Source organism: Gemmatimonadota bacterium, from assembly GCA_009835325.1.
In the GTDB taxonomy this organism is placed as follows: Bacteria; JAAXHH01; JAAXHH01; order JAAXHH01; family JAAXHH01; genus JAAXHH01.
Genome location: VXWP01000085.1, coordinates 1 through 11,469, shown reverse-complemented (window position 1 = coordinate 11,469; position 11,469 = coordinate 1). Strand labels below are relative to the sequence as shown.

Genomic DNA, 11,469 nt, shown 5'->3' with positions numbered 1-11,469 from the left:
GAAGACGGCCTGCGAGAAAGCGATGATCTGGGGAGACGAGATCTACACCGGGCTGTTCTTTCAGAAGAAGGACGCGCCCACGCTGGGTGACCAGGAGCCGGTGCTGGACGAAGGCGGCGCGATCGCGCGGCGCGACCTGGGGATCAGCCAGGAGCAGTCCGGCCGGATCATCAAGCGCATGATGTAGTGGGATAAGGCGTTGCCGCACCGGATCGAAGCCGCGACACCGAGTCGAAGCCGCGTTTCAGATGAAGGGGATTTCCTGCAGTTCCCGGTGCGCGGCGCGGTAGAGGGGGACCGTCGGGGCGTGCTCTGACGGGCGTTCCCCGCCGGTGGCTTCGATCATGTCCAGTGACAGGACCTTGTCGCTGAAACTCCCCGATTCCAGCTTTTCACCCAGCCCCTGTTCATATACGCACTGCAGTTCCGCCATAGTGAATTCACCGGGCAGCAGCAGCAACGCGATATTCGTGTAATTCAGTTTGGCCGCGATCCTGTCCGTGCAAACCTTCAGAATCTCATTGTGATCGTACGCCAGCGACGGGGTATCATTGACGTAGAACCATTCCCCCGTGCGGTACTTGTCCACCGGTTCAAAGGGCTCGCCCGGGCGGTCGGGAAACCCCATGTAGGCCGTCGAGATCGTTCTTCTCTTGGGATCCCGGTCGATGGCGGAGAAGGTGTAGACCTGCTCGAAGTAGGCGCTTGACCGGCCCGTTGCCTCGCGGTAGGCGCGCCGTACCGCAGACTCCAGGTCTTCCGTTTCGAGCACCAGGGTCCCGGGCAGCGAATAGCGGCCCACGAAGGGTTCGATCTTCAACTCGACCAGGTAGACGAGCAACTTACCGTCGAGGAACCGAAAGATGCCCAGGTCCGTGGCCGCGTATGGTTTGGTCGGAATCATCGCAAGGTCATGTTTGCATCGTTTGGAAGGGTGTGGCAAGAGAAAAATGGGTGGAAGCGCAAGTAGTCGGGAGCGCAGGTAGTCGGGAGCAGTTTGCGCCCGCGCGAAGGGAGCCGTTTCGCCTTCTATGGACCTGGATGTCCTGAAGACCGTCGTGCAACTCCTGTCCGGCGCGCTGATCGGCGCCTGTATCGGCATGACCGGCATCGGTGGCGGGGTCCTCCTGCTGCCCGTTCTCACGCTGGGATTCGGCCTGCCGTCCACGGTAGCGGTGGGCACCGCCCATCTCTATTCCTGCCTCTGCAAGCTCCCCGCCGTGTTCTTCCATTTCCGGCAGGGGACCATCCGGTTCCGCACCTCGGCGTACTTCCTCGTGGGGGCGGTGCCCGTCTCCGTAGCCGTCGCCCTCTGGATCACGGGGTACGCCGGCGACATGGACCCGGCCGACCCGGCCTGGCGCGACCTCCAGACGAATCTTCGCCAGTTCATCGCGGCGGTGGTCATCCTATCGGGCCTGCTGATCCTGTGGCACATGTTCATGCGGCCGGGTTCCCACGCGGCGGCCGGACCGGCCGGACAACACGCGCCTGCCCGGGTCACCGGCGGAAAGGTGTTCCTCGTGGCGGTACTCGGCGCTTTCATCGGCGGGTTGATCGCCTCCACCTCGGTGGGCAGCGGCATACTCATCGTGCCGCTCATGATCATCCTGTTCCGGCTAAGTGCGGTGGACACGGTGGGCTCGTCGATCTTCATCGCGCTGGTGCTGACGCTCACGAGTTCGATCATCTACGCCGGCAGCAGCCAGCTGGATCTCGCCATCGCTGTGACCATGGCGGCGGGATCGTTGGTGGGCGTGCCCCTGGGGGTGCGGATGTCCCGCAGGATTCCGGAGCGCTACCTGCAGATCACCATTACGGGACTCGTGCTGGTCGCGGGAGGGGTCATGCTGTTCGGGGGTTGACAGGCGGGATCAGGGCGAGGCGAATATATCGTTCAACATGCCGCTCAGGCGGATGCCGGCCTGCAGCAGCCTGAGTCTGACCCCGTCGGCATGCTTGAAGATATAGGCATAGCCCAGGTAGGGGGTTCTTTCGGAACGGGAACTGCCGTAGTCGTAGACGGCCGGCAACATGCTCCGCGACTCCCGCGCCCAGTCATATACGTCCGAACGGCGCCACGCCTCGATTTCGCCGGGTTCGGCGTGCCCGAAGAACCGGACCCATTCCGTGAAGCTCAGCCGCTGGTGCTCGACGAGGTGCTCGTCCCAGACCCTGTGGAGGTTCGTAGTTTCGCCGAACCACCGGACCCGGATATCATTGCCGCCGCGGTCGCTGGCATAGCCCACGTGCAGCGGCTGGTGGACATCGGCCACGAAGTGCGTCAGGAATTTCAACGCTTCCACCCGTTCCTTCCTGCCCGATCCACGGTCCCTCAACACCCGTTCGAAACGCTGAATGGCCTCGACCACGTCGCCGTCCGGACTTCTTTTCGCCGACTCAATCGACTGGCCGGGCGCCGCGTTGATGTAATGCCACGGCGAGGCATGGCGCCAGGCGGGATCGGACTTGATCTCGTCGGCCCAGGTGCCGATCTGCGCCAGCGAAGCGCGGCCGACGAGTTTGGAAATGCCCTTGCGGGCCGCGTCCGTAAGGTGGTTCTCGGCGATCTGGCCCACGATGCGGTGGCCGTTCGGCCCCCAGGCCGCGGCCGGCGGGGACCCGCACAACAGGAGGATCGATAGGACGGCTATTCGTGCAGTGCGCATGAGCGGTTCTCCGGTATGCGTTCAGGGTACGTATGAAGATCCCGGATCCGTGGGCGGCGGCGGCCAGTGCAGGCCCCGCTGGCCGGACAGACCCCGGTTGGGTGGCAATGTGTATTCTCGGTCCGGCAGGCCGGTCAATTCCCCGTTCTGTATCCACGCCGGGTCCAGGCTGGCCATCTGGTCCACCAGCCTAGCCTTCAGCCGGGCTGAGATTTGGGTGTGGTCCGACGATTCGGATAAATCGCGGCATTCTTCCGGATCCTGCTCGAGGTCGAATAACTGTAGATGGTTGCCCACCGGATAGTAGATCAGCTTGTGCCGGCCATCGTGCATCATGCGCGTGGCCTGGGCGTTTTCGCCGCACTCGCCGTACAGGTATTCCCGCTTGTCCTCGCCCGCCATGGAAAGGCCTTCGACCGTGCCCGGGACATCGATCCCCGCGAGGTCCAGCAGCGTGGGCATCACGTCCTGCCAGCCCACGAGCCGGTCGTCGGTGCGGTTGTGTCCGACCCGGTCATCGCCGGCCCGGCCCACGAGGATCATGGGTACGTTGGCCGACTGCTCGTAATACAGGCGCTTCGCCCAAAGGCCGTGATCGCCCAGCATGTCCCCGTGGTCGGCCGTGAAGAGCACGATCGTGTTGTCGATCAGGCCTTCCTCACGCAACGTGCCGATCACCACGCGCAACTGGTGGTCGATGTGGGTGCAAAGCGCGTAGAAGGCTCTCCTCGCCCAGGCGACCTGGGCGCCGCTCATCCCGCAGTTGTTTCCGCGGACCGCCTTCAGTGCATAGGGCAGGCCGTCGGGGTCTTCCGCCCAGTCGCCCCGATACGGCTCACCAGGGTCCTCGTCGCGATACAGGTCCAGGTAGCACTGCAACGGGGTCAGCGGGGGGTGGGGATGGCAGTAGGACAGGTACCAGAATCCCGGCCGTGTCGGATCGCGGCGCCGGATCATCCGGGCCATCTGGCGCGTGGTCCAGTTGGTCACGTGCATGGCCTCGGGCAGATGCCAGGGCCGCTGAGCGTAATCGTTGTTGCTCATGCCGTGAGTGAATCCTTCGCCGGCGTAACCGTTCTCGCCGAGGAAAGCCTCGTAGTCGTCCAGGGCGCCAATGTTCGGACGTCCTTCCTCCGCCAGGATCACGTCGTCGAACCCGATCCGGTCCCGCTGCGGGTATACGTGCAGCTTGCCCACCGCATAGGCCTGGTAGCCGTTGTCCCGGAAGGTCTGGGCCACGGTGGGTACCGGCGGCATGGGATTGTCGACCTTGAAGACCCGGTCGCCGTGGGTGGCCGTGGTCGTACCGGTCATGATCGTCCTGCGGGCGGGAATGCACACCGGGCATTCGCTGTAGGCCCGCGTATACCTCACCCCGCTACGGGCGAGCGTGTCCAGGGTGGGTGTCTGGATCACCGGATGTCCCGCTTGGCCGAATAGCCTGCCCGGCCAGTGATCGGTACAGACAAGCAGTACGTGGGGAGGTGACGGCATGGTGCTCTCGTATCGAACATCCATCGAGTTCAGTCGCGTCGAAAGTACACCACAATATACAACACGCGCTGCCCGGTGTCCACCGATACCGGCGACATCAGCCTGTGCGTTTTCGTTGACGAATCTGGTTGACAGGCCTTATTATATTCGTATATTCGTTTATAGATATATAGACGTATTCATCGCGCGTAAACCGCCGTGCAGGGGCTACCATGCGTGAGTCTCTGCACAAAGGTCGACACGCAGGTGCCGTCCGGCACGGACCGTCATGCAGGTGTTGATTCGCCGGGGTGTTCTAATGGATAAAGATGTTGCCGTATTCAAGGCCTGTTCGGACGCGACACGCCTCCGTATCCTGTTCCTGCTGACCGAGCGGGAACTGTGCGTATGCGAAATCATGGCGGTCCTGGATATGCCCCAGGGCAAGATCTCCCGGCACCTGGCCGTGCTGAAGCAGTACGGACTGCTCACGGACCGCCGCGACGGGATCTGGATCTACTACGCGCTGGCCACGGACTCCTCGATCGCCCTGAAGTACGTGTCGGTTTATCTCGTCTCGGCCCGCCAGGTCCACGAGCGGGTCCAGGCGGACCTGGATCGGTTACGCGGATTGGCGAGCGAAGGCAAGATCTGCGTGCCCCAGCCCTCCATGGCCCTGCTCCAGGTAGACGAACGCGACGACCCGGCTTTACATGGTCAGTCGATGGTTTAACGGGAGTTACAATGAGACCGTCCCCCCAGGATGCCGTAATCTACCCGAACCTCGGTCGCTATCTCAAGGCGCGCCTCGCCGAATCCGACCGGATTTCGAAGGACCGCGAGAAGGTACTGGAACGTGTTTCCGCATACATTTCAGATCGGCTGCTAAGCGGTGAACCGGCCCGATTGACCTTTATCTGCACGCACAATGCCCGCCGAAGCCAGATGGCCCAGATCTGGGCCCAGACCGCCGCGTGGTTTTTCGGCATACGGGGAATTGCCGCTTTCTCGGGCGGAACCGAAGTTTCCGCCTTCGATCAGAGGGCTTTGAACGCCATAATTCGGGCGGGTTTCTGGATCGACCGCGGCACTCCGGCGGACAACCCGGTCTACACCGTTTACGCCGGTAATGGACTGACCCCGATTCCTGCGTTCTCCAAGACCTACCTCGATCCCTCGAATCCGCAGGACGGTTTCTGCGCGGTCCTGACCTGTTCCACCGCAGACCGCGAGTGTCCTGTGATTCCTAGTGCGGACCGGCGTGTGCTCGTCCCCTATGAGGACCCGAAGTCCGCCGATGGCACGGAACGGGAGGCGGAGGTCTACGACGAAAGATGCCGGGAGATCTGCCGCGAGATGGTCTGGCTGTTCGCGAGGGTGTCCGAAGCGGACAAAGCGGCCGGGCGGACGGTGTGACAGGACGGACATGGCGGCCAAACGCAAATCCGCCACGAAATCAACCTGAGCGAGACCATGGATACAACGACGGGTAAACTGTCGGCGCGAGATCGGTACCTGACCCTGTGGATCTTCCTGGCCATGGGCCTCGGCGTCGCGCTCGGCGTGTGGGCGCCGGAGGTGCCCGCCCTGATCCAGCTCGGCCAGGTAGGCACGACCAACCTGCCCATCGCCATCGGGCTCATCCTGATGATGTATCCCCCGCTGGCCAAGGTAAAGTACGAGGAACTGTGGGACGTTTTCCGCAACGTGCGGATCCTCGGCGCGTCCCTCTTCCTGAATTGGGTCGTCGGCCCCATGCTCATGTTCGGACTCGCGGCGATCTTCCTGCCGGCGCATCCCGAGTACATGACCGGCCTGATCCTCATCGGCCTGGCACGGTGCATCGCCATGGTCATCGTGTGGAACGAACTGGCGAAGGGAAACACGGAGTACGCCGCCGGCCTCGTGGCCTTCAACAGCCTGTTCCAGGTCTTCTTCTACAGCGTGTACGCCTACGTCTTCATCACGGTGCTTCCGCCCTGGTTCGGGTTGGAGGGCAGCGTCGTGCCGGTGACGATCGCCCAGATCGCGGAAAGCGTGCTCATCTACCTGGGTATTCCCTTCTTCGGCGGCATGACGACCCGCCTGGTCCTGGTGCGGCTCAAGGGAAGGCCGTGGTACGAATCGACCTTCATCCCCCGCATCAGTCCCATCACCCTGGTGGCGCTGCTGTTTACTATCGTGGTCATGTTCAGCCTGAAGGGCGACACGATCGTGGCCATCCCCCTGGACGTAGTCAGGATCGCCGTTCCGCTCCTCGTGTATTTCGTGCTCATGTTCCTGATCACCTTCTGGATGGGACGGAAGATCGGCGCGGACTATTCAAAAAACGCCACGCTTTCCTTCACCGCCGCGAGCAACAACTTCGAACTGGCCATCGCCGTGGCCGTGGCGGTCTTCGGCATCGAATCGGGCGTGGCCTTCGCGGCGGTCATCGGCCCCCTCGTCGAGGTGCCGGTCATGATCGCGCTGGTCAACGTGGCCCTGCGTTTCCGGCGCGTGTATGACCGGTAAACCGTCGCGGCATCCCGCGGCCGGGCCTGAACGCTGATGCTGAACGTCGAAGCTGAACTTTAACATTGCTTCCAGGCGCTCCCGATTCGTATAATCTCGCCCTGCCGTTTCCTCTCGTTTCCTTCCTCCCCCGAAAAGGCTGGTCAGGGTGACCCACATCGACGAAAACCAGCCGTTGACGACGAGGTCCATCCTCCTCGTGCTGATGCTCTGCACGCTCTGGGGCGGCCTGGTCGTATCGGTCAAGGTGGGCCTGCAGGGCATCCCGCCGATCCTCCTGGCTGTGCTGCGGTTCGGGGTCGCCCTGGTGTGCGTCTTCGCCTGGACACGCCTGGCCGGCGTCTCGCTCTACGTGGCGCGGGGCGACCGCCTGATCATCGCCGTACCCGCCCTCGTCATGGCCGCGCAGATCCTCTTCCTGAACATCGGCGCGGAGCGGACTTCCGGAAGCCACGCGGTACTATTCATGCAGACCTACCCCTTCGTCGTCGCCGCCATCTCCCATTACATCATCCCGGGCGACCGCCTGACGCTGATGAAAAACGTCGGGCTGGTCCTGGCCGGCGCCGGCATGGTGCTGACCATATACGATGAAGCCGGCGGGCCTTCGACCCCGCTGGGCGACGTGCTGGTCCTGTTCAGTTCCATCAGCCTGGCCATACAGATCATGATCAACAAGGTCCTGGTCAGGCGCATCTCCCCCGTGGCGGTGATCTTCTGGCAGCAGGTGGTCGTGCTGCCCATCTTCACCGTCCTCTGGGTTTCTACCGAATGGAATCTGCCCGTCACGATCGACCCGGCCATCGTGGCTGCGGTCCTGTACCAGGGCGCCATCGTGGCCGGATTCTGCTTCCTCGTCTGGATCCGGCTGCTGCAGCGGCACAGCGCCACCCAGATCAGCGCTTTCTTCTTCACGACGCCCCTGTTCGGCGTCCTCCTGAGCTGGCTCATCCTCGGCGACCAGGTGACCACTTACCTCACGGGCGGCCTGGTGCTGCTGGCGGCCGGACTCTGGGTGGTCAACCGGTATTGACAACCGCAACTTCAGAAAGGAATCCAACGATGATCATCGACTGCCATGCCCACGCGTGGGATTACTGGCCCTACGAACCGGAAGTCCCGGATCCGGAGAACCGGGGCCGGGCCGAGATGCTGCTGCACGAAATGGACCTGGCCGGGGTGGATAAGGCGGTGCTGGTCTGCGCCCGGATCGAGCACAACCCCAACAACAACGACTACGGAGCCGAGTGCGTCCGCCGATATCCCGACCGGTTCATCCAGTTCGCCGACGTGGACTGTTCCTGGTCCGATACCTACCACATCCCGGGCGGCGCCGACCGGCTGGCCGAATCGGTAGAGAAGTACCGGCTGAAAGGGTTCACCCACTATCTGAAGGGCGATACGGACTGGTTCGAGTCGCGGGAAGGCCTCGCTTTCTTCGAGAAGGCAGCCGAACTCAACCAGATCGCTTCCCTGGCCCTGGGTCCGGCCTGGATGCCCGCGCTGCGCAAGCTCGCGCGACGGTTTCCGGACACCCCCTTCCTCTGCCATCACATGGCCGGCGTGAAGGTGGGTGAACCGGCGCCCCGGCCCATGCTCGAGGAGGTCCTGGCGTCGGCCGACGTACCCAACATCCACATCAAGCTGTCCGGTTTCCAATACGTCTCGGAGACCGCCTGGGAATATCCCTACTCGGACTGCATGTGGATCGTCCGCAAGCTCTACGAGTCCTACGGGGCCGACCGCCTTTGCTGGGCGTCCAACTATCCGCCCGTCGCCCGGGCGAGTACGTACCAGCACTCGCTCGAGGCCGTGCGGACCCACTGTACCTTTATCGCGAAGGCGGACATGGACCTCGTCCTGGGCGGGAACATGGCGCGTTTGCTGGCTGAGACGGGGTGAAATCGTGCATTTAACGGAAACTATTGCCCCGTGTCCGCTGTCTAATGGAGCAGACAGGCGCGAACTTCGCGTGAATGACAGGCTTTCGCGGGTGTATATTAGATAGTTAGTATTGATTTAGTATTGTTCTGGAGGAGCAGGCATGCGTCGTCCAGGCGTTCTACCCCTCATAATGCGTCTTTCCCGGGCAGCCGCCACCGCGGTGTGCATCGCTTTCCTGGCGGCGTTCATCGCGGCGGGATGCGGAGCCGCGAGTTCGGATACGGCCGAAGAGGAAGCAGGCGAAGAAGAGGTCGTCGGAAAGGACGGCGAGGCCGAAGCCGACACCACGGAGGTGCCACCGGTCCCGGTGAACGTGATAGAGGCTTCCCTGGGCACCATTTCGGATATCGTGCTGACGACCGCTACGGTGGAAGCCGACCGCGATGCCCAGATCTTCCCGCGGACGACCGCCATGATCGAAGAGATGCGCGTCGAAGAAGGCGACTACGTGAAGCGGGGCGATGTCCTCGCCGTGCTGGAAAACGACGAAGAGGAGGTCTCCCTGGCTCGTGCGGAGGCCATCCGGGATGCCCGCAAGCAGGAATTCGATCGATCGGAGGCCATGCTGGAGGGACAGCTCATCAGCGAGGTGGACCACGAGGCGAAGGAGCGGGAGCTGATCATGGCCAGGGCGGACTGGGAGTCCGCCAGGGTCGCCTTCGACAAGACCACCATCCGCGCGCCCTTCAGCGGCACCATCACGGAACGCCACCAGAACGTCGGCAACATGGCCAGGCCGGGGGATGCGCTTTTCACATTGGTCGACCTCAACACGCTGCTGATCTACACCCATCTGCCCGAAATGGAGTGGTCGCACGTAGCTCCGGGCCAACAGGTCATCCTCGAAACGGAGACCCTGCCGGACGGCACGTTCAACGGCACGATTCACCGTGTGAGTTCCATCATCAATCCGCAGAACGGCACCTTCAAGGTCACCATCCGGATCGACGACCCCGGCTGGCGGCTCAAACCGGGCATGTTCGTCAAGGTGACCATCCTCGCAGACCAGCACGTAGGCGTGCTGCTGATCCCCAAGATCGCCCTGCTGGAAGACGATGAAGTCTTCACCGTAAAGGACAGCATCGCAACGCGCGTCGCCCTCACCCTCGGCCTGCAGGACGCGGACTTCACCGAGATCCAGGAAGGGCTGAGCCCGGGCGACCTGGTCGTGATCGCCGGCCATCGCAGCATGAAAGACAGCACCCGGGTTAAGATCGTCGCTCCCGAAGCGCCGGAATAACCTCCATGAACATCGTTGATTTCGCCATTCGCAAGCCCGTCACCATCACGATGCTGGTACTGGCTGCGCTTATCTTCGGATACGTGTCCTTCCAGCGCCTGGCGGTCAATCTCCTACCGGACATCTCCTACCCTTCCCTCACGGTGCGCACGGAGTACGAAGGCGCCGCTCCTCAGGAAATCGAAAACCTCATATCCCGCAGGATCGAAGAGGACGTGGGGGTCGTTACCGGCCTGGTGGAAGTCAGTTCCATCTCTCGGGCGGGCGTCTCCGACGTGGTGCTCGAATTCGATTGGGACACGGACATGAACCTGGCCATCATGGACGTGCGGGAACGGGTGGACCGCGTGTTCCTGCCCCAGGACGCCGAGCGTCCCATTCTCCTGAGGTACAACCCGGAGCTCGATCCCATCATGCGCCTGGGGTTGTCCGGGGACGATCTGATCATGCTGCGGAACCTGGCGGACTGGGAGATCAGGCGGCAGCTCGAAACAGTGCCCGGCGTCGCCTCGGTCCGCATCAAGGGCGGGCTGGTCGAAGAAATCCAGGTGGAAATCAACGAAGCGCAATTGACCCGGCTGGGACTTACCTTCGGCCAGATCAACCAGCGTCTCGCCGCGGAGAACATCAACCAGGCCGGGGGGCAGCTCCAGGAAGGCGACGAAGCGCTGATCGTACGGGCAGTCAATGAATTCCAGACCGTCGAGGAAATCGGCGAGATCATCATCTCCAGCCGGGGCGAGGTTCCCGTGCGCCTCCACGACGTGGGTACGGTCCGGCGGCATTTCAAGGAACGGAAGACGCTTACGCGGATCAACGGCCGCGAGAGCGTGGAGATCGCCCTGTTCAAGGAAGCGGACGCCAACACGGTGACGGTCGCCCGGGCGATCAGGGAACGGCTGGGCGATGTGGATACGGGGGATGCGGATCCAGCGGGAGATGCGGACCCAACGGGGGATGAGGAGCCTGCAGTTGCCGAAGGAACGGAGGAAGACACCACCGAGCAGTCGGAAGACACGGCCGCGGCCACCGCGGAATCATCAGGTGGCGGAACCGGTGTAGCCGTGATAGGCATCGAGGCGGACACCATCGTTTCGACGCTGCCCGAAGGCGTGACCCTTCACCTCGTGTCGGACCAGTCCCGCTTCATCGAAAACGCCATCGACGAGGTCATCAAGACGGCCCAGTGGGGTGGCGTGCTGGCGATCCTCGTCCTCTTCCTCTTCCTGCGCAACTTGCGCAGCACGCTCATCGTCGGCGTGGCCATCCCGGTTTCCGTGCTGATCACCTTCATCCTGATGTTCTTCAGCCAGACCACGCTCAACATCATGTCCCTCGGCGGGCTGGCACTGGGCATCGGCATGCTGGTGGACAACGCCATCGTCGTGCTGGAGAGTATCTACCGCTGCCGGGAGGAAGGCGACAGCATGGTGGAAGCCGCCCGCCGCGGCGCGTCGGAAGTGGGGATGGCGGTGACCGCTTCGACCCTGACCACGATCGCCGTGTTCTTTCCCATCGTATTCATCGAAGGAATCGCCGGCCAGATCTTTACCGACCAGGCCCTGACCGTCACCTTCGCCCTGCTGGCGTCCCTGGCCGTGGCCCTGACCTTCATTCCCATGATGGCAT

At 62.9% G+C, this 11,469-nt stretch carries 12 protein-coding genes; 9 read left to right on the top strand and 3 right to left on the bottom strand.

The window, feature by feature from the left end; genetic code table 11:
- A partial coding sequence (locus F4Z81_11610; protein MXW05703.1) for a 2-oxoacid ferredoxin oxidoreductase occupies window positions 1-187 on the top strand: 187 nt, incomplete at its 5' end.
- Between the two features lie 57 nt (window positions 188-244).
- Here the strand turns inward: F4Z81_11610 and F4Z81_11605 are convergent.
- Window positions 245-904, bottom strand: a complete 660-nt coding sequence (locus tag F4Z81_11605; protein MXW05702.1) for an NUDIX hydrolase — start codon at window positions 902-904, stop codon at window positions 245-247.
- A 127-nt stretch (window positions 905-1,031) separates the two neighbouring features.
- On the opposite strand from F4Z81_11605, the gene F4Z81_11600 reads away from it, so the two are divergent.
- Window positions 1,032-1,865 carry a sulfite exporter TauE/SafE family protein gene (locus tag F4Z81_11600; GenBank protein ID MXW05701.1) on the top strand — a complete coding sequence of 278 codons (834 nt, stop codon included), beginning with the start codon at window positions 1,032-1,034 and terminating at the stop codon, window positions 1,863-1,865.
- 9 nt (window positions 1,866-1,874) lie between these two features.
- Here F4Z81_11600 and F4Z81_11595 read toward each other — a convergent pair whose 3' ends face one another.
- Together F4Z81_11595 and F4Z81_11590 are read right to left on the bottom strand one after the other, a co-directional pair.
- On the bottom strand, window positions 1,875-2,669 hold the full coding sequence (locus tag F4Z81_11595) for a S1/P1 nuclease (GenBank protein ID MXW05700.1): 795 nt from the start codon (window positions 2,667-2,669) through the stop codon (window positions 1,875-1,877).
- 21 nt (window positions 2,670-2,690) lie between these two features.
- Window positions 2,691-4,163: a sulfatase-like hydrolase/transferase gene (locus tag F4Z81_11590; GenBank protein MXW05699.1), complete on the bottom strand. Its 1,473-nt coding sequence runs from the start codon at window positions 4,161-4,163 to the stop codon at window positions 2,691-2,693.
- Window positions 4,164-4,461: 298 nt separating this feature from the next.
- On the opposite strand from F4Z81_11590, the gene F4Z81_11585 reads away from it, so the two are divergent.
- The 7 genes from F4Z81_11585 to F4Z81_11555 form a co-directional block, all read left to right on the top strand.
- A complete protein-coding gene (locus F4Z81_11585; GenBank protein MXW05698.1) occupies window positions 4,462-4,875 on the top strand; it encodes a metalloregulator ArsR/SmtB family transcription factor in 414 nt (137 codons plus the stop codon).
- Between the two features lie 11 nt (window positions 4,876-4,886).
- Window positions 4,887-5,558, top strand: a complete 672-nt coding sequence (locus F4Z81_11580; GenBank protein ID MXW05697.1) for a protein-tyrosine-phosphatase — start codon at window positions 4,887-4,889, stop codon at window positions 5,556-5,558.
- Between the two features lie 57 nt (window positions 5,559-5,615).
- Window positions 5,616-6,656: an ACR3 family arsenite efflux transporter gene (gene arsB / locus F4Z81_11575; GenBank protein MXW05696.1), complete on the top strand. Its 1,041-nt coding sequence runs from the start codon at window positions 5,616-5,618 to the stop codon at window positions 6,654-6,656.
- Between the two features lie 148 nt (window positions 6,657-6,804).
- Window positions 6,805-7,689 carry a DMT family transporter gene (locus F4Z81_11570; GenBank protein ID MXW05695.1) on the top strand — a complete coding sequence of 295 codons (885 nt, stop codon included), beginning with the start codon at window positions 6,805-6,807 and terminating at the stop codon, window positions 7,687-7,689.
- Between the two features lie 29 nt (window positions 7,690-7,718).
- Window positions 7,719-8,558 carry an amidohydrolase gene (locus F4Z81_11565; protein ID MXW05694.1) on the top strand — a complete coding sequence of 280 codons (840 nt, stop codon included), beginning with the start codon at window positions 7,719-7,721 and terminating at the stop codon, window positions 8,556-8,558.
- Window positions 8,559-8,700: 142 nt separating this feature from the next.
- Window positions 8,701-9,840 (top strand): efflux RND transporter periplasmic adaptor subunit, encoded by a 1,140-nt coding sequence (locus tag F4Z81_11560; GenBank protein ID MXW05693.1) that lies wholly within the window; start codon window positions 8,701-8,703, stop codon window positions 9,838-9,840.
- 812 nt (window positions 9,841-10,652) lie between these two features.
- The coding region (locus F4Z81_11555; GenBank protein ID MXW05692.1) for an efflux RND transporter permease subunit at window positions 10,653-11,469 on the top strand (817 nt) is incomplete at its 3' end.

Excerpts from the sequence above, each read along its gene's own strand:
- F4Z81_11590 (MXW05699.1), bottom strand. The coding sequence starts at position 4,163 with ATGCCGTCACCTCCCCACGTACTGCTTGTCTGTACCGATCACTGGCCG.
- F4Z81_11595 (MXW05700.1), bottom strand. The coding sequence starts at position 2,669 with ATGCGCACTGCACGAATAGCCGTCCTATCGATCCTCCTGTTGTGCGGG.
- arsB (MXW05696.1), top strand. The coding sequence starts at position 5,616 with ATGGATACAACGACGGGTAAACTGTCGGCGCGAGATCGGTACCTGACC.
- F4Z81_11585 (MXW05698.1), top strand. The coding sequence starts at position 4,462 with ATGGATAAAGATGTTGCCGTATTCAAGGCCTGTTCGGACGCGACACGC.
- F4Z81_11580 (MXW05697.1), top strand. The coding sequence starts at position 4,887 with ATGAGACCGTCCCCCCAGGATGCCGTAATCTACCCGAACCTCGGTCGC.
- F4Z81_11605 (MXW05702.1), bottom strand. The coding sequence starts at position 904 with ATGATTCCGACCAAACCATACGCGGCCACGGACCTGGGCATCTTTCGG.
- F4Z81_11565 (MXW05694.1), top strand. The coding sequence starts at position 7,719 with ATGATCATCGACTGCCATGCCCACGCGTGGGATTACTGGCCCTACGAA.
- F4Z81_11560 (MXW05693.1), top strand. The coding sequence starts at position 8,701 with ATGCGTCGTCCAGGCGTTCTACCCCTCATAATGCGTCTTTCCCGGGCA.
- F4Z81_11600 (MXW05701.1), top strand. The coding sequence starts at position 1,032 with ATGGACCTGGATGTCCTGAAGACCGTCGTGCAACTCCTGTCCGGCGCG.